Raw genomic sequence first — 17,152 nt, 5'->3', positions numbered from 1 at the left:
TGTCAGTCCACCGTCACGTAGTCCGGGCCGCTGTAGTGGCCTTCGAGTTGGGTTCGCCGCTGCATCAGCAGGTCGTTGAGCAGGCTGGACGCGCCGAACCGGAACAGGTTCGGGTCGAGCCACTGCGGCCCGGCGACCTCGCGCACCGCGACCAGGTAGCGGATCGCGGTCTTCGTGTCCCGGATCCCGCCCGCGGGCTTGACGCCGCGCAGCTCGCCGGTCGCGGTGTGCCAGTCGTGCACGGCCTGCAGCATCACGTGCGTGACCGGGAGCGTCGCGGCGGGGGACACCTTGCCGGTCGAGGTCTTGATGAAGTCGCCACCGGCCAGCAGCGCCAGCCAGGACGCGCGGCGCACGTTGTCGTAGGTGACCAGCTCACCCGTTTCCAGGATGACCTTCAGGTGCGCGTCGCCACACGCCGCCTTGACCGCTTCGATCTCGTCGAACACCTGGCCGTAGCGGCCGGACAGGAACGCGCCCCTGTCGATCACCATGTCCACTTCGGACGCACCGGCGTCGACGGCAGCCTTGACGTCGGCGAGCTTGATGTCACGGGCGACCCGGCCAGCGGGGAACGCGGTGGCCACGCTCGCGACCCCGATCGGCGTGCCGTCCAGCGCCTCGACAGCGGTCGCGACGAGGTCGGAGTAGACGCACACCGCGGCGACCTGGGGGACGTCGGGCCGCTCGGGGTCGGGGTGGCGGGCCTTCGCGCACAGCGACCGCACCTTGCCCTGGGTGTCGGCGCCTTCCAGCGTCGTCAGGTCGACCATCGCGATGGCCATGTCGATGGCCTGCAGCTTCGAGGCTTTCTTGATGCTCCGCGTGGCCAGGCCGGCGGCTCGCTGCTCGACGCCTACCTGGTCGACACCGGGCAGTCCGTGCAGGAATCCGCGCAGGGACTTCTCGTCACGCTTCGCGTCGGCGAGTTCGGGCGGTAGCCCTGCGTCCGACCTCGCTGTCGTGGGTGTGGCCATGCCAGCGAGTCTATGTGCTCGCAGGTCGGGCGCCGGTTGAGTCCGGCAGGCTCACTCCTCGATCTGGTGCCGGTCGCTGCCCCTGAGGTGCCGCTTCTTCGGCGGTTTCACCTCGACCGCGCCCATCATCGCGAAACCGGTGATCCGCACGACCGGGCGGCCGGGCGCCTGCACGCCCATCGACTTGTCCTCGAAGGCACCCATGAAGCCGAAACCGTCCACGATGACGTAGATGTCGTCGGGGACGTAGATCTCGATGCCGCCCCAGAACGCGACGCACTGGATGGTCGTCTCGGCGGCGGTGAACCGGGCGTGCGTCAGGTTGAGCTCGACACCGCCCATGATCGCGACCGCGTTGTGGTGCTCCGGCACGACCCACTCGCCCTTGCGGTCGACGCCGGACATCACGGCGATCGACGTGCCGGGTCCCGGCTGCGCCCCCGGCACGATCCGGCCGCCCGGCACCGGCGGGTACCCGGGCCTCGGCAGCTGCGGCGGCAGCGGGACCGGGCTGTTGGCCTGCACGGGCAGGTCACGGGTGACCGGTTCGAGATCGGCGAACGTCTTCGCGGCGTACACCGCGTCGAGGCGTTCCTCCAGTTCCGAAAGCTCGAGACGGCCGTCGGCCATCGCTTTGTGCAGGATCTGCGCCACCCGCTCGCGGTCCTCGTTCGAGATCCGGATGCTCAGGTGGTCCCCCGGCTGGTCTTGGCTCACGCCCAGCAGGGTAGTACCGCGCCGCGCGCCGGGGGAGCGGCTGCCAAGTACGGTGTGCCGCATGGACGTCGTCGAGGTCGATCACCCGCTTGCGAAAGCCCGTCTCACCACCATGCGGGACGCTCGCACCGACAGCGCCGCCTTCCGTGCCGCGTTGCAGGAACTCACCCTGATCCTGATCTACGAGGCGTTGCGCGACGCTCCCGTCCGCGTCGAGCGCATCCACACCCCGGTCGCCCGCACCGACGGCTTCTGGCTGGCGGACCCGCCACTGCTGGTGCCGGTCCTGCGCGCCGGGCTCGGCATGGCTGACCAGGCGCAGAAGCTGATCCCGGACGCGCAGATGGGCTTCGTCGGGATGAGCCGCGACGAGGAGACACTGCAGCCGACGCCGTACATGGAGTCGCTGCCGGACAACCTCGCCGGGCGGCCGGTGTTCGTGCTCGACCCGATGCTGGCCACGGGCGGCTCGATGAGGCACACGATCGAACTGCTGACCACGCGCGGTGCGACCGACGTCACGGCCGTGTGCGTGCTCGCCGCGCCGGAGGGGATCCAGGCGCTGGCCGAGTCCGGGCTTCCGGTCCGGTTGGTCACCGCGAGCATCGACGAGCGGCTCAACGACTCCGGCTTCATCGTGCCCGGCCTCGGGGACGCGGGCGACCGCCAGTACGGCTCGGTCTAGCACTTCGTGAGTGGTTCGTCCGGTTCTAACCGGCCAAACCACTCACGACATTCAGCCCGACGAACCGCTCACGACAGCGCTTGCTGTCCGTTGCACTGCCACCGAAACGCTGAAGCCGGCCAGTCCCGCGCGCAGTACGCGCTCGACGTGGCCGGCGTCAGTGAGGTTCCCGTTCAGTTCGAGCGAGACCAACCCGTGCACGAGTCCCCAGACCGTCATCGCGGCGGTCTCGGGGTCGGGTAAACCCGCCAGGCGGCCGACCTCGACCATCGGCCCCAGCACGTGGGCCGCGGTCTCGTTGTCCGGCTCGAAACCGGCGACAGCCTTGGTGAACATGATCAGGTACAGGTGGGGTTCGGCGAGCGCGGCACGGCGGTAGGCCAGGCCGAGCTGGACGAGGTCCTCGGCGGGATCGCCGGAGAGGCTCACCTGCGTGAGCCTGCTGCCGAACCGGTGGAACGCATCGACGTACAGCTCTCGCACGAGCGCGGGCTTTCCCCCGAACAGCGAGTAGACAGCTGTGGTCGACGTTCCGACGTCGGCTGCGAGTCTGCGTAAGCTCAACGCGTCTGGGCCTTCACCGGACAACAACTCCCCGGCTCGGTCTAGCAGACGAACGCGCAGAGCGTCGTCATGTGTCTTTGGGCGCGGCACTTGTCGAGATTAGCCCGGTTTTCTGTAGTCGGAACCGACTGTGCACAAAGGGGCAAACTGGCGGGCAGGGGTTGCCGGGTCTCTGCTTTTCGAGATTGAACCGTTAAGATGCCTCGGTGGCCATGACCTTGCGCCTGAGTGACGAGGAGAGCGAGCAGCTCGAAGCGCTCGCGGAGGCCGAAGGACGCTCCTCAGAGGAGATCCTCCGGCTCGCGCTCTCCGAACGATGGTCGAAGCTGCACAAGCAACAGCAGATCGGCGACGTACTTGAACGCATTCTGCCCCGCTACCAGGGGCTGCTGGAGCGACTCGGGACCGGCTGACGATATAAGTCTGCGGTGATCACCTACCTGGACGCCAGCGATCTGCTGGTGCTCGCGGCGGCGGTGACCGGGGGAGATCTGGTTGTTCGCGACCTCGGCCTGCTCGATTCCGCCGCTCATCGGCCGCAGGCGACCGTGCTCGGCGTCGAAGCGTACGGGACCCTGTGGCTGAAGTCGGCCGCGCTGATGGAGTCCATCATCCGGAACAGACCGCTCGCCGAAGGCAACTGGCGCCTCGGCTGGGTCGCGGCTGTGACGCTGTGCGACATCAACGGTTACTGGGTGGACGCGGACGAGGACGCCGCGCTCGACCTGGTCCGCGAGGTGGACAGGGGCGCGATCGACATCGCCACGATCGGCGCCCGGTTCGAGGGCTGGAGCCACCCACACCAGTGACGCCGGGCAATCGACTTGACCTGGAGTGCACTCCAGGTTCTAGCGTCGAGGGCGTGACATACGCGATCGCCCAAGCTGCCGAACGCAGTGGGTTGTCGATTGACACCCTGCGTTACTACGAACGGATCGGCCTGGTCGAGCCCCCCGCCAGGGACTCGGGTGGCAGGCGCAGCTACACCGACGAGGACCTGTCCTGGCTGGAGTTCCTCACCAAGCTGCGCACCACCGGGATGCCGATCCGGATGATGCGCGAGTACGCCCAGCTGCGGATGCGCGGGGCCGGGACCAACTCCCGGCGCCGCCAGATCCTGATCGACCACCGCAAGGACGTGCTCAACCGGATAGCCGAGCTGCAGACCTGTCTCGAAGCACTGAACTACAAGATCAACCTCTACGACGACATGGTGCAGGAGGCCTCCGCATGACACTGCCCACCCGCGTGCTGGGAAGCCTCGAGGTCAGTGCACAGGGCCTCGGGTGCATGGGGATGAGCCAGAGTTACGGGCCCGCCGACCGCGACGAGTCCGTCGCGACGATCAACGCGGCCATCGACGCGGGCGTCACGCTGCTGGACACGGCGGACGTCTACGGCCTGGGCCACAACGAGCAACTGGTCGGCGAGGCGATCAGGACCCGGCGCGACGAGGTGGTCCTGGCCACCAAATTCGGGTTCAAGCGCATCCTCGACCCCGACGACGGCGGGGTCCGCGGCGACGCCGAATACGTGCGCTCGGCGTGCGACGCGTCGCTGCGGCGTCTCGGCGTCGACCACATCGACCTCTACTACGCGCACCGCATCGACCCGGCTGTGCCCGTGGAGGAGACCGTCGGTGCGATGGCGTCGCTGGTCGAGGCGGGCAAGGTCCGCCACATCGGCCTGTCCGAGGCAGGCGCGGAATCCATCCGCCGCGCGTACGCCGTGCACCCGGTGACCGCGCTGCAGAGCGAATGGTCGCTCTGGACCAGGGACATCGAGGGCGACATCCTCGCCACGTGCCGTGAACTCGGGGTCGGGATCGTGCCGTTCTCCCCGTTGGGACGCGGTTTCCTGACCGGGCGCCTGAGCTCGGCGGAGTTCGGCGACGGCGACATGCGGGCCAAGCTGCCGCGGTTCACCGGCGAGAACCGCGACCGCAACCAGGCCATCGTCGAAGCGCTGACAGCCGTCGCGGCCAAGCTCGGCATCACTCCTGGGCAACTGGCCCTGGCGTGGGTGCAGAACCAGGGTGACGACGTCGTGCCGATCCCCGGCACCAAGCGCCGCACGTACCTGGCCGAGAACGTCGCGGCGGCCACGATCGAATTGACCGCCGACGACCTCGCGGCGATCACCTCGGTGGCACAGGACTTCGCGGGTGCGCGGTACTCGCCCGACCTGTCCAAACTGGTCGGCAAGTAGCCGGGCCTACCCGGCGGCGGCGTTGCTCAGCAGCGGCGGGCATTCGCCGCCGGGTGTGGTGGCCAGTTCGATGTGCCACATCTCGTTGGCGTAGATCTGGCACAGGCCGAACCGGGATCCCTTCCGGCTGAACCAGTCGGCGGCGTCGGTCGGTCCGATGTCGACGGCTTTGCCGCTGACGTGCGTGGACTTCTCCGGTGTGTTGACGAGTTTCCGCGCTTCGTCGACGCTGCCGTGTTTCCCGACCGCTTCGTCGAGCAGGCGCTGCTGGTACCGCCTGCTGCGCCAGCCGGACGTCACCCTGGCGTCGATGCCCCTGGCCGCTCTGGCTTCCTTCGCCGCCTGCTGAACGGCTTCCCGCAGCGCCGGATCGAGGTTGCGGATGGCGGGGTGGTCGTTGTCGAACGGCGAGATACCGCCGGTCTCGACATCACCGTCCTCGGGCCGGGCCGTCGGCGCGGCTTGCGCGCTGCAGGCAGCGGAAAGGACGAGGACCAGTACGACGAGAGCCGATTTCACGGCCATGACTCTCGCGCGCTGGTGTCCTCGCCCTATCCGTGGAATGTCCTGGTTCTGTAACAGCCGCTACTTGATGGCGTACGCCCGGATGACCGTCTCCGTCACCGAGTTGCCCTCGACGTCCCGCGCGGTGGCCCGCAGGGACGCGAATCCGCCCTGACCGGCCGGGAGTTCCACGCGGTCACCGTGCACCCTGGCGCGCTGCCAGGTCTTGCCATCGTCGAAGGAGACCTCCACCGACGTGTCGACGACCCACGACTGCCTGGCGCCAGGCTGATGGGTCGCGTTGACCTTGCCGGACAACGGTTTGCCCGCCGCCGCGGTGTTGTTGTCGTCGAGCGGCAGGTCGAAGCGGATGTCCAGCAACGGCAACGCGAGCCGCTGGTCGTTGCCCGCCGGCGCCTGGAACGTCCACTCCGCGCGGGTGCGCGGCGACAACGGCGGTGCCAGCAGCTCCGACTGCGGCCGGTTGGCGTCCGCGATCAGCTTGAACCTGCCCGGCCCGGCGGGAACGGCGAACTCGCCCAGCGCCGGACGGTCACCGCGCCGCCCGATCTCCTTGCCGTCCTTGACCAACACTGTGCTGCCCGTGTTGGTTTCGTCGAACTGGGCCGCGTTGCCGGGGTCGCTGTCGGCGAACATCGGGATGGCCACGGTGACCTTGTCGCCGAGCCGGTAGGCGGACGGGACGGGTTTGCCGTCCTGGCGGCTGACCGGAGGCTGCGTCAGCTCCGGGCCGAACGGGGCCGTGAACAGCTTGGACGTCCGCCGCTCACCCGGCTTGAGCTTGACCGGGAGCGTGACCTCGTTGCCGAAACCGCCGTTCTCGTCGAAGCCGGCCGACGACAACAGCAGCAGCTCCGCGCCCGCGGTGACGTAGTCGGTGCGGCGCTGCGGCCACTTCGTCTCCACGTCCATGTTGGCGATGAGCCCGTTCGCGGTGAGCGACGCCGGCTGGTAGCGGTATACGCCCTTCGGCAAGGTGTTGTTGATCTGCCGGTCGACCCGGCCGAGCGTGTCCTTCCGGTACCGGAAGTCGTGCCCGGTCGGCACAACGCCCCGCACCGAGTCGCTGAGGAAGTACGCGACCGGGCTGTTGGGCCGGGTGGTGAGGGTGAGCTCGACCGGGCGCTGCTTCAACAGGTTCTGCACGCCTTGCAAGTCCTGCGGCCAGAACGCCAGCACCGTGCTCAACGCGGGCGGCGCGCCGTCGTCGGCGGCGGGGTTGAAGAACGAGACGACGGCGCGTGCGCCCTTGCTCTTCAGCAGTTCGATCCCGTCGCGCAGTTGCGATATCGGCGGGTATACCGGGGCGCTGAAGTCCTTCGGGGTGATCAACGCGATCGCACCGGACACGTCGCCCGCCTTGGCGATCGACTCGGCGTCGGCCTCACCGACGTCGACCACCCGCGCGGTCAACTGCGCGGGCAGGTCCAGGTCGAACGGGGCGTAGGTGTCACGGAACTCGTAGCCGCCCGCGCCGTTGACTGTGGTGATCGCCCACGGGTACGTGAAGTAGAGCGACGAGTTCAGGCTCAGCCCCCGCATCCGCTGGCCGCCGAGGGCGTACAGGTTCTGCGGCGGCCCGCCCGACAGCACGGCCGCACCGAGGCGAGGGCCAGTCTCGTCCACATCGGACAGCACGCCGGTCCCCCCGCCCAGCTGCGGGCGCGCATCGGGGTCGTCGATGTTCGCGGTGACCTTCTTGCCCTGCTTGGTGTCCACCGAGAGTTCGGTCGCACCGGAAACCGACACCGGCAGAGCGAACAGGGTCGAGGCGGACATGTCCACGATCTGCCCGAGCGCACGGTACTTGCCCGCGGGCAGTTCGAAGGTCGTCTCACCCGTGTAGGTCACGAGTCCGTCCGACACACCGGTTTCCTCGTTCTGCACGATGACGAGGGCGGCGAAGGGATCGCCGTCCCGCGGCGGCACCTTGACCGTGAGCGTGTTCTTGGCGCCTTTGAGGTTCGCGGTCAACGGCGTGGTCAGCACGACATCACCGGCCTGCGCGCGCAGGACACCGTGGAACTCGCCGGCCGGCTGCTCGGTCGCTTTGGCGTTGACCGTGACCGACGCGGTTGCGTTGGCCGGAACGGTGACGGTCTTGCCGGTGGTGAAAAGGTTCGCCGGTCCGCCGTGCTTCTTCTGCGCGTCGATCGTCAGGGTGAGCTCGATCGGCTTCGGACCGTCGTTGACGTAGGTGACCTTGCGGGTGGCGTCCTGCTTGCCCCAGACGTTGCCGAACGCGAGCAGACCTTCCGCCCTGACCTGCTGGCTGACGCCGCGGGCGATGTCCAGCCGCCCGGAGCCCTGCGCGTAGGTGTCGATGCCGGGCAAGCGCTTGGCCGAGCCGATCAGGGCGTTCTTCAGCTGCTCGCCCGTCCACTGTGGATGCTGCCCGGCCAGGATGGCCGCCGCCCCGGCGACGTGCGGGGTGGCCATGGACGTGCCGGAGATCTTGGCGTAGTGCTCGTTGACGGAGAACGCAGTCAGGGTGCCTTGGGCCCGTGCCGCGACGATGTCCGTGCCGGGCGCGGAGATCTCGGGCTTGAGCCCGTGGTCACCGGCCCGCGGGCCCTGGCTCGAGCTGACGCTGAGCTGGTCGGACTTGGTGACGTTGGCGACCGTGAGCGCCCGGTCTGCGGTGCCGGGAGACCCGACGCTCTCGGGCGCGCCGTTGTTGCCCGCCGCGATGACGAACAGCGCGCCGGAGGACTCCGACAGCTCGTTCACCGTCTGCGACAACAGATCGGTGCCGTCGGTGACACCGCCACCGAGGCTCATGTTCACGACCTTGGCGCCGTTGTCGACAGCCCAACGCATGCCGTCGATGATCCACGACTCCATGCCGCCGTAGTCGCCGAGGACCTTGCCGACCATCAGCCTCGCGCCAGGCGCGACACCGGTGTACTTGCCGTTGGAGGCGGCACCCGTACCCGCGATGGTGCTGGCCACGTGCGTGCCGTGCCCCGAACGGTCCCGGTCGTCCTCGTCGGTGAAGTTCTTCGTGACATCGACCTTGGACTTCAGATCCGGGTGGTTCAAGTCGGCACCGGTGTCGAGAACCGCGACCTTGACACCGTCAGCCCGTAAACCCCGCTCCCATGCCTGCGGCGCACCGACCTGCTTGACGCTCTGGTCGAGAGTGGGCTGGACCTTGCCGTTCAGCCACACCTTCTGCCCAGCGGCGGCGGCGCGGTTCTGCGACTGCCAAGCCCTGGCAGCCTCTGCCTTGGGCACATCGACAGCCTGGATACCGCTGCCGCGCCGATTGGCCCCACTCGTGACGATGGTCGGGACAACGGACGCGCGAGCGTCGTCGTATCCCTGCCGGACAAGCCCAGTGACATCGAACAACCGCTTGTCCAGCGTATTCGCCGAAACCCGGCGCATGGCGTCATCGGGAACGACGTAGTCATGCCCGTTCAACTGGTACTGCCATACCCGCACATGCTCACGGCCCTTGGCCATCCGCACACCGGCAGCCCGGTCACCCGCGACCCGCACCTGGTCACCGGTGATGAGCGTGACCACACCCCGCGACTCAGCGGCGGCATTCCCCGGTTCGAGCTCAGCCGCACCGGCGACCGGTGAAACCACCAGCCCGGCAGCGGTCAACGCGGCTGTCAGGACCGCGCACTGCTTTCTGCCCATTGGAGTCCTCAGCTAGACGTAAGCCGACGCCCACCGCCGGCTCACCTCTGCTCACGGTGCGTAGCTCCCCGGGGTTGCATCCTTGATCAGGCCCCTGGACATCGCGGTGCGTCAAGATTCACCCAGCGGCACGATGCGGCACTTCCGGAGCTGTCGCACCAAGCCGGTGGCCAGAAGCCAGCGAGCTGCGGGACTCTCGAAGGTGAGAATTGCTTTGCCGACTGCCGCCGGGCGCGACGACCCCGAGCCGGTGTGGAGCTGACGGTGGACGCCGACCAGCGACTCGTCCGGGTACGCCACGCCACCCGTGCGCGAATGGCCGCGGGGCCGGGTCTGGCCGAGATGGCGAGCGGGCGCACTACTCCGAGACTCTCCTGGGATATCTGGAGAACGGCGAGAGAACCATTCTGCCCGAACATGTCCGGGCGTACGAGCGGATTCTGGGAATCGATCTCGAACGCCTGGCATTCGTGGCGATCAGACCAGCACGAGTGGATCGCACCAGCCTGAACAGCATCGCTGCGATTCTCGGCGCGACTCGCCGCCTCGAAGACACTGTCGGCCCCGCACTCGTGCCGGTGGCGATTCGCGGCCTGCGTGACCTGTCACTCGCGACTGTCCATGAAGCGGGCAGCGGACTGGACAGGCCGACGAAGTCGCTCGCCAGTGAGGTGAGCCAGTATCTCGGTTGGCTGGTGCTGGCCAACGGCAACGTATACGCCGCCGACCGGAATCTCGGCAGAGCGATCGCATCGGCCGGACAGGCGATGACCCGGACCGTCTGTTCCACGGCTTGAGTTTCAGGTTACTGGTACACGGACGGTTTCCGGGGGTTGGAGCGCGGCCACGTACTCGGGATTCTCGGATTCGAAGAGCTGGCGCGAAGAGAAGCCGGGAACGGGTTCTCCGCCATGCCGCAGGCGCACCGTTCTACCGGTTGGGCGGCCGATCTCGTACGCCGGGTTCATCGCGCCGTCGAAGACCGGTGATCGGGTCACGGCATCAGGCTCGCGGCGACGGTGGCACCGAGCTCCCAGCAGGCCTCGGCGTCCTGCTTCGCAGGTGTGCCAACGACGTTGACCGGCTCGAAGGCCTTCGTCCAGCCCAGGCCTGTCGCGATCGACCCGACGGCGCGAATGGCTCCTTCCGTGCCCTCGTTGCCGTGCACATAGAGGCCGTATGGCCGGCCGCGGGTGGAATCCAGGCAGGGGTAGTAGATCTGGTCGAAGAAGTGCTTCAACGCCCCCGACATGTAGCCGATGTTGGCCGGGGTGCCGAGGATGTAACCGTCCGCGTCGAGGGCGTCCGACGCTGTGGCGGCCAGGGCGGGACGGCGTACGACTTCGATGCCTTCGATCTCCGGCGCGGTCGCGCCGGAGACCACGGCTTCGAACATCGTCTGCATGCCTGGTGACGGCGTGTGGTGCACGATCAGCAGGCGCGGCATGCTCAGACTCCCAGCAACTCGGCGACCGAGGCGCGCAGTTCGGCCAGTTTCGCCCGCGCCGCTGACCGTGCGGCGCCCAGATCGCCATCGACGGGCGAGACGACTTCCAGGTACGCCTTGAGCTTGGGTTCCGTGCCCGAAGGACGAACCACCACGCGCACACCCTCGCCTGTCAGCCGCAGCACGTCAGCCTCGGGCAACAGGTCTTCAGCGGTGACCGGCACCCCGGCCAGTGCCGTCGGCGGGGCGGACCGCAGCTTCGCCATCAGTCGGCCGATCAGCGGCAAGTCGGTGACCCGCAACGAAACCTGGTCGGTCACGTGCACGCCGTGCGCCACCGCGAGGTCGTCGAGGACGTCCAGCAGCGTCCGGCCCGCCGCCTTCAGGGTCGCGGCCAGGTCGCACGCCACCACGGCCGCCGATATCCCGTCCTTGTCACGCACCTGGGATGGGTCGACGCTGTTGCCGAGGGCTTCTTCGTAGGCGAAGACCAGTCCTTCGCCCGCGCGCACCAGCCATTTGAAGCCGGTCAGGGTTTCGGCGTAGCGTGCGCCGTGCGCCGCCGCGATCGAGCCGAGCAGTGAGGACGAGACGATCGTGGTCGCGACCAGTGCGTCCGGTGTCCCGGCGGCGAGGATGTGGTTGCCGAGCAGGACACCGGTTTCGTCGCCGCGGAGCATCCGCCACGTGCCGTTGTCCCGTACGCCCAACGCGCACCTGTCCGCGTCCGGGTCCAGCGCGATCGCCAGGTCCGCGGCGGCTTCCTCCGCTGTGGACAGCAGCAGGTCCGCGGCGCCTGGCTCCTCCGGGTTCGGGAAGGCCACTGTCGGGAACACCGGGTCCGGCTCCGCCTGCGCCGCGACCAGTGCCACGTCGGTGAAACCGGCCTGGTGCAACGCTTTCAGTGCGGTGTCACCGCCGACGCCGTGCATCGGGGTCAGCACCACCTTGATGTCCTTGTCGACACCGCGGGGCAGTGTGGCCACACGGGACAGGTAGGCGTCGACGACGTCCTGCCGGGTCGACGGCGGGATCTCCGTCCGGGGGATCGACACGGCCGCCGGCGCGTCACGGATCGCGGCTTCGATGATGCGGTCGTCCGGCGGGACGATCTGCGTGCCGTCCGCGTCGTAGAGCTTGTAACCGTTGTCCGCCGGTGGGTTGTGCGACGCCGTGATCTGGATTCCGGCCACCGCGCCGAGGTGGCGCACGGCGAACGCGGTGATCGGCGTCGGCAGCGGGCCGTCGAGCTGGCAGACCTGGAACCCGGCCGCGGTCAGGACGGCGACCACGTCGCGGAAGAACTCCGCCGAGCCGTTGCGGGCGTCCCGGCCGACGACGACAAGGCCGCCGCCGTGTCCCTTGTGGACGAGCCAGGTCGCGACGCCGTACGTCGTCCGCACGACCACCGACCGGTTCATCCCGTTGACACCGGCCCGGACCGGCCCGCGCAGCCCGGCCGTGCCGAAGGTCAGCGGGCCGGACATCCGGTCCTCCAGTTCGGCCAGCGCTTCCGGCGCGCCGCCCATCGCGCGAGCGAGCACTTGCTGCAGCTCCGTGCGGGCCGCCGGGTCGACGTCGTCGGCGATCCAGCGGAACGCCTTGTCGCGCAGTTGCGGCGTCAGCCTCACGCGCGGACCACCAGCTCACGCAGCAGCTTGCCGGTCTTGGCCGCGGCCTGCTTGCCCGCTTCCAGCACTTCGAGGTGGTTGAGCGGCTCGCCGCTCAGCCCGGCCGCCAGGTTGGTCACCATCGACAGGCCGAACACCTCCATCCCCACGGCACGCGCGGCGATCGCTTCGAGCACGGTCGACATGCCGACCAGGTCGGCACCGAACGAGCGCAGCATCCGGATCTCGGCGGGGGTCTCGAAGTGCGGCCCCGGCAGACCCGCGTACACGCCTTCCTGCAGTGACGAGTCGATGCCACGTGCCACGTCACGCAGCCGGGACGAGTACAGATCCGTCAGGTCCACGAACTCGGCGCCGACCAGCGGGGAAGCGGCCGTCAGGTTGATGTGGTCGCTGATCAGCACCGGCTGGCCGACCCAGTAGCCCTCACGGATCCCGCCCGCCGCGTTGGTGAGCACGATCGTCTTGCACCCGGCCGCCGCCGCGGTCCGCACGCCGTGCACGACCCGTTGCACCGGGTGTCCTTCGTAGCGGTGCGTCCGGCCCAGCATAAGCAGGACCCGCTTCTCGCCGACCGTGACCGATCGGACGGTCGCGCCGTGCCCCGCCACCACCGGCGGCAGGAAACCGGGCAGGTCGGACACGGGCACTTCGGTCCCGTCCGTGCCGATCTCGTCGGCCGCGGGCCGCCAGCCCGAGCCGAGCACGATGGCGATGTCGTGCTCGGCCGAGCCGGTCCGGTCAGCCAGCGCTTCGGCGGCCGATTTCGCGAGGATCTGTGGGTCTTGCTCTGTACCGGTCACGGTCGGGAGCCTACGTCAACCCGCGGGCTCTTCCTTGCCGACTGGCGAACCACGAGGAACACGAGGAACCCGATCGGTGCGAACAGGATTGTCAGCACCAGCACCGGCGCCATCACCAGCGGGTGCACCCGCCCGCGCGACTCGAGGTACATCCACCGGCCGACGAACAGGTCGAACGCGATGATGTGCGCCCACACCAGCGTTGCCGCCGCGCCGTCGCCCATGGCCTGCTGCAGTCCGGCCAGCGTCGGCTGGGTCACCAGCGGCAGGACGTCGGCCACGATCGGGATCGCGATCACCAGGTAGAGCAGTGCGATCGGCGCGGCGATCAGCGGCGAGCCGACGATCCGGCGGGTCCACGACCAGCCGGGCGCGAGGATCATCAACGCCCAGAACGGTGCTGCCAGGTAGAAGCTGAGCTGGAACAGGAAGGACATCACACCAGCGCTTTCTCTTTCGTGCGGATGGCCGCCGCGCCCGCGCCCGCCGACCCGATCACCAGTACCGCCAGCGCACCCAGGGTGAGCCCGTCGGGTGCGATCAGCGACTGCCCGCGCAACGCCTGCCACAACAGCAAAGCGAGCAGGCCGGTGTAGAACAAGCCGCCGATCAGCACCAGCCGGGTGCGTACCTGTTCGGCACCGAACCGCCGCCGCAGGAACAACGCCAGCAACGGGAGTACCTGCATGGCGTGGATTCCGATGAAGTGCGGGATGCGCAGGTCGCCGCCGACCGTGCTCCAGCCGGTGATCGGCATGCCCGGGCCGCCGTCGGGCACGCCGACCGAGTGGGCGCCGATCATGCCGGGCTCGATGTCGTTGCGCAGCAGTTCGAGCTGTTCGGGCGTGGGCGCCGGCATCAGGAACGCCACTGCCATCCCGATCAGCGCCAGCACCAGTCCGATCCGGATCGCCCAGCGCATCGGCGCGTCCAGCACCCGCTGCCGCACCAGCATGACCGCGATGACCACGTTGGCCACCCACAGCGCCGCGATCGCGTTGCCCATCATCGAGAACACGAACCCGTCGAAGCCGGGCGAGGCGTTGAAGTGGCTCGGCACGCCGCGGATGGTCTGCAGGACCAACGCGATCATCTCGAGCACCATCGCGGCCACGGTCACCCACACCATCACCGCGACGACCCGTTTTCCCTTGCGCAGCAAGGAAACCATCCAGGCCAGGGTGGTTGCGTACACCGCGATCGACACGGCGAACTTGAACGGCTTGAGCCAGATCGGATCTCCGATCAGGACGCGGTCGTCGACCACCAGCCCGCCGATCGACAGCACCAGTTGGGCGAGTGCGAGGCCGGCGAGCACGAGTAACGGCCGGTTCCACGTGCGGACTTCCTGTCGCAATGACATCGGGTTCCCCTCGGCGAGACAATGGACAACAGCTTGGATAGTAAAGCTATCCGCTATCGATATGTACACTATCCATCCTGAGAACGTTCCAAGCAAGTCCCGGAGGCGCGGATGCGGATGGCCGAACTGAGCAGGCGGACCGGCGTACCGGTACCGACGATCAAGTACTACCTGCGCGAAGGCCTGCTGCTGCCCGGCGAACGGACCAGCCCCAACCAGGCCGTCTACGACGACTCGCACATCCGCAGGCTGCGGATGATCCGGGCGCTCGCCGATGTCGGCGGCCTGCCGATCGCCAAGGTCAGGGACGTGCTCGACGCGGTCGACTCACCGGAGCAACCGTTCGAGGTGCTCGGCGCGGTCCAGCACAGCATCGAGCCGCCGAGCGGGATGCGGGAAGGCGCCCTGTGGGAGCGGGCGACCGGACGCGTCGCCCGGCTGCTGGCCGATCGGGGCTGGCACGCCAACGTCAACAGCCCGCCCGCCCAGACGCTGGTCGCGGCCCTCGTCTCGCTGTACGAACTGGACCGCGAAGACCTCGCTGACCTGGTGGAACGGTACGCCCCGCACGCCGAGGAGATCGCCGAGGAAGACGTCAAGCGAGTGGCGAGGGGCCGTGGCATCGAGGACACGGTCGAAGGCGTGGTGGTCGGCACCGTCCTCGGCGACGCCATGCTCGGCGCGCTGCGCAGGCTCGCGCACCAGCACGCCACCGCGAACGTGCTCGGGGTCACCGCCGGCTACGACGAACCCAAGCAGTCAGGGAGTCGTCGTGAATGACGGCGCGATCTGGTCGAACAGCGTGCCCTTGCCCGTGTCTTCCTCCACGGTCGGAACGGTCAGGCTGACCACCCACAGGTCCGTGCTGATCGGGATGACGTTGCTGTAGGTCGTACGCCGCAACGACCCGGCGTCGACCGTGTTGTACTTCTTGTACACGCCCGAGTCCAGCCCGTTGCCTGCCGGGAGCGGCTGCGGATCGCTTGCCACGTAAGCGTCCTTGGTCGGCCAGGTCGCGGCTAGCGCCGTCTCGTACTCCTTGGCGATCCGGCGAGTGGGGTAGAACCCGGGGAAGCGCTCGACCGTCAACTGGTACCGGCCGTCCGGCGAGAGGTAGTGCACGCGGGTGCTCTGCGGCAGGGTCTTGGACTGCCGCTCCTCCACGACGAACTCCTCCCAGCCGGGTGGCACCCTGATGCTGAACGTCCCGCCCTGCTTGCCCTTCAGCGTCGACGCCTGCCCCTTGCGGACCACGAAGTCACCGACCGGAGCGGGCGACGGCGCGTCGACGACAGGCTGCTCGATCACTGTCTGCTTGGCGGGCATCAACGGCTTCCCGTTCGCGTACCTCGCCGCCGCGAACCCGCCACCCGCCGCGGCGACGAACAGCACGACCGCTGCCGCGTAGATCAACGGCCGGGGTACGCCACGGCGGACCCAGGCCCGCTCGTCGAAGGACACGGGCGTCGGGGTGAACGGCAGCGGCCCGGGATCCGCGGCCAGCGACGGCCCGGAGTCGTCGGCCAGCGGCGCGGGCGCTTCGTCCACGGGCTCAGGCTCTGGCTCAGCTTCGGGTTCGGGCTTCGGGTCGGGGACGAAGTTGTCCGCCTCGGCGATCTGCTCCATCGAGAACGGCGACGTGCCCGGCTCCGGCAACAGGCCGTAGATCCGCCTGCGGACCTCGGACAACGACATCCGCCCGGTCGGTTCCTTGATCATCAGGCCGGAGACGACGTCGGTCATCTCACCAGCCGACTCCGGCCGCGGGACGTCCCCGTTGACCACTTCGAGCAAGGTGGCGATGACGTCGCCGTCCGGGTCGTACGGCGCCCGCCCCTCGAAAGCCGCGAACAGCGTCGCGCCGAGGCTCCACAGGTCGGCGTTGGTCGTCACCTCGCCACCGGAGGCCACCTCCGGCGCGATGTACGCGGGCGACCCGAGCGTGATCCCGGTCTTGGTCAGCGTGTTCTCGGAGATGTTGCGGGCGATGCCGAAGTCGGCCAGCTTGATCCGGCCGTCCGTGGCGATCAGCACGTTCGCGGGTTTGACGTCCCGGTGCGTGATGCCTGCCTGGTGCGCGGCCTGCAACGCGGCCGCCACCGCGTCGGCGACCGCCGCGACCTGGGTCGTGCCCATCGGGCCCATCGACCGCAGCAGGTGGGCGAGGCTGCTGCCGGGCACGAGCTCCATCACGACGTAGGGGTCGCCGTTCTCGTGGGCGATGTCGTGCAGGGTGACCACGTTCGGGTGCGACAGCGAGCCGATCGCGCGGGCTTCGCGCAACGTGCGTTCGCGGACCTCGTCGGCCTGTTCCTCGGGCATGCCAGGTGGCAGGCGGATCTCCTTGACCGCGACCGGGCGGTGCAGGAACTCGTCGTACGCGCGCCACACCGTGCCCATCGAACCGCGCCCGATCACGCTGACCAGGCGGTACCGGTCCGCGATCAGCCGTTCGTCCGGCTGTGCGGCCTGCTGCGCGTCGGTCTCGGACACCACGTCCCCCATTGTGCCGACACCCCTGTCCACCCCATCGAAATGGTCCGAGTCACATGTTCGTGCACCCAACCATCGTTAGCATCGC

General features: G+C 68.7%; 18 protein-coding genes. 7 read left to right on the top strand and 11 right to left on the bottom strand.

Annotation, left to right across the window (positions count from 1 at the left end):
* Positions 1–2: 2 nt before the first annotated feature.
* Complete coding sequence (deoC, locus tag AOZ06_RS48650) at positions 3–977, bottom strand: deoxyribose-phosphate aldolase (protein ID WP_054295581.1); 975 nt, start codon at positions 975–977, stop codon at positions 3–5.
* Between the two features lie 51 nt (positions 978–1,028).
* Entirely contained in the window at positions 1,029–1,694 is a 666-nt protein-coding gene (locus AOZ06_RS48645) for a DUF1707 SHOCT-like domain-containing protein (protein WP_236951978.1), read from the bottom strand.
* Positions 1,695–1,755: 61 nt separating this feature from the next.
* On the opposite strand from AOZ06_RS48645, the gene upp reads away from it, so the two are divergent.
* Positions 1,756–2,379 carry a uracil phosphoribosyltransferase gene (upp, locus tag AOZ06_RS48640; RefSeq protein ID WP_054295580.1) on the top strand — a complete coding sequence of 208 codons (624 nt, stop codon included), beginning with the start codon at positions 1,756–1,758 and terminating at the stop codon, positions 2,377–2,379.
* A 51-nt stretch (positions 2,380–2,430) separates the two neighbouring features.
* Here the strand turns inward: upp and AOZ06_RS48635 are convergent, their stop codons facing one another.
* Positions 2,431–3,033, bottom strand: coding sequence for a TetR/AcrR family transcriptional regulator (locus tag AOZ06_RS48635; protein WP_054295579.1), 603 nt, complete (start codon positions 3,031–3,033; stop codon positions 2,431–2,433).
* 122 nt (positions 3,034–3,155) lie between these two features.
* Between AOZ06_RS48635 and AOZ06_RS48630 the strand changes: the two genes are divergently transcribed.
* Genes AOZ06_RS48630 through AOZ06_RS48615 form a run of 4 tightly spaced genes read left to right on the top strand, consistent with a single transcriptional unit; the run spans position 3,156 to position 5,151 of the window.
* Positions 3,156–3,356 carry a ribbon-helix-helix domain-containing protein gene (locus AOZ06_RS48630; RefSeq protein WP_225954149.1) on the top strand — a complete coding sequence of 67 codons (201 nt, stop codon included), beginning with the start codon at positions 3,156–3,158 and terminating at the stop codon, positions 3,354–3,356.
* Positions 3,357–3,371: 15 nt separating this feature from the next.
* Positions 3,372–3,752, top strand: a complete 381-nt coding sequence (locus AOZ06_RS48625) for a type II toxin-antitoxin system death-on-curing family toxin (RefSeq protein ID WP_054295577.1) — start codon at positions 3,372–3,374, stop codon at positions 3,750–3,752.
* A 53-nt stretch (positions 3,753–3,805) separates the two neighbouring features.
* A complete protein-coding gene (locus tag AOZ06_RS48620) occupies positions 3,806–4,177 on the top strand; it encodes a MerR family transcriptional regulator (RefSeq protein WP_054295576.1) in 372 nt (123 codons plus the stop codon).
* The gene (locus AOZ06_RS48615; protein WP_054295575.1) at positions 4,174–5,151 is read left to right on the top strand and encodes an aldo/keto reductase; all 978 of its coding nucleotides are present in this window, start codon (positions 4,174–4,176) and stop codon (positions 5,149–5,151) included. Before AOZ06_RS48620 ends, AOZ06_RS48615 begins: the two co-directional genes overlap by 4 nt.
* Before the next feature lie 6 nt (positions 5,152–5,157).
* Here the strand turns inward: AOZ06_RS48615 and AOZ06_RS48610 are convergent, their stop codons facing one another.
* Both AOZ06_RS48610 and AOZ06_RS48605 read right to left on the bottom strand, forming a co-directional pair.
* Complete coding sequence (locus AOZ06_RS48610) at positions 5,158–5,676, bottom strand: M15 family metallopeptidase (RefSeq protein WP_054295574.1); 519 nt, start codon at positions 5,674–5,676, stop codon at positions 5,158–5,160.
* A gap of 60 nt (positions 5,677–5,736) precedes the next feature.
* Positions 5,737–9,327: a S8 family peptidase gene (locus tag AOZ06_RS48605; RefSeq protein WP_054295573.1), complete on the bottom strand. Its 3,591-nt coding sequence runs from the start codon at positions 9,325–9,327 to the stop codon at positions 5,737–5,739.
* Between the two features lie 491 nt (positions 9,328–9,818).
* Here AOZ06_RS48605 and AOZ06_RS48600 point away from each other — a divergent pair, with 491 nt between their 5' ends.
* Positions 9,819–10,124, top strand: coding sequence for a hypothetical protein (locus AOZ06_RS48600; protein ID WP_054295572.1), 306 nt, complete (start codon positions 9,819–9,821; stop codon positions 10,122–10,124).
* A 197-nt stretch (positions 10,125–10,321) separates the two neighbouring features.
* Here AOZ06_RS48600 and AOZ06_RS48595 read toward each other — a convergent pair whose 3' ends face one another.
* The 5 genes from AOZ06_RS48595 to AOZ06_RS48575 are packed head-to-tail and all read right to left on the bottom strand — an operon-like array spanning position 10,322 to position 14,571.
* The gene (locus tag AOZ06_RS48595) at positions 10,322–10,774 is read right to left on the bottom strand and encodes a flavodoxin family protein (protein WP_054295571.1); all 453 of its coding nucleotides are present in this window, start codon (positions 10,772–10,774) and stop codon (positions 10,322–10,324) included.
* 2 nt (positions 10,775–10,776) lie between these two features.
* The gene (locus tag AOZ06_RS48590) at positions 10,777–12,405 is read right to left on the bottom strand and encodes a phospho-sugar mutase (RefSeq protein ID WP_054295570.1); all 1,629 of its coding nucleotides are present in this window, start codon (positions 12,403–12,405) and stop codon (positions 10,777–10,779) included.
* A complete protein-coding gene (locus tag AOZ06_RS48585) occupies positions 12,402–13,208 on the bottom strand; it encodes a purine-nucleoside phosphorylase (RefSeq protein WP_179950789.1) in 807 nt (268 codons plus the stop codon). The genes AOZ06_RS48590 and AOZ06_RS48585 overlap by 4 nt, the downstream gene beginning before the upstream one ends.
* Positions 13,205–13,645, bottom strand: a complete 441-nt coding sequence (locus tag AOZ06_RS48580) for an ABA4-like family protein (RefSeq protein ID WP_054295569.1) — start codon at positions 13,643–13,645, stop codon at positions 13,205–13,207. The genes AOZ06_RS48585 and AOZ06_RS48580 overlap by 4 nt, the downstream gene beginning before the upstream one ends.
* Positions 13,645–14,571, bottom strand: coding sequence for a hypothetical protein (locus AOZ06_RS48575; RefSeq protein WP_054295568.1), 927 nt, complete (start codon positions 14,569–14,571; stop codon positions 13,645–13,647). Before AOZ06_RS48575 ends, AOZ06_RS48580 begins: the two co-directional genes overlap by 1 nt.
* Before the next feature lie 111 nt (positions 14,572–14,682).
* Between AOZ06_RS48575 and AOZ06_RS48570 the strand changes: the two genes are divergently transcribed.
* Entirely contained in the window at positions 14,683–15,351 is a 669-nt protein-coding gene (locus tag AOZ06_RS48570) for a MerR family transcriptional regulator (protein ID WP_054295567.1), read from the top strand.
* Here the strand turns inward: AOZ06_RS48570 and AOZ06_RS48565 are convergent.
* On the bottom strand, positions 15,331–17,076 hold the full coding sequence (locus tag AOZ06_RS48565) for a serine/threonine-protein kinase (protein WP_054295566.1): 1,746 nt from the start codon (positions 17,074–17,076) through the stop codon (positions 15,331–15,333). The genes AOZ06_RS48570 and AOZ06_RS48565 overlap by 21 nt on opposite strands.
* Positions 17,077–17,152: the final 76 nt, after the last annotated feature.

Source organism: Kibdelosporangium phytohabitans (assembly GCF_001302585.1).
GTDB lineage: Bacteria > Actinomycetota > Actinomycetes > Mycobacteriales > Pseudonocardiaceae > Kibdelosporangium > Kibdelosporangium phytohabitans.
This window is presented reverse-complemented; position numbering and strand designations above follow the sequence as displayed.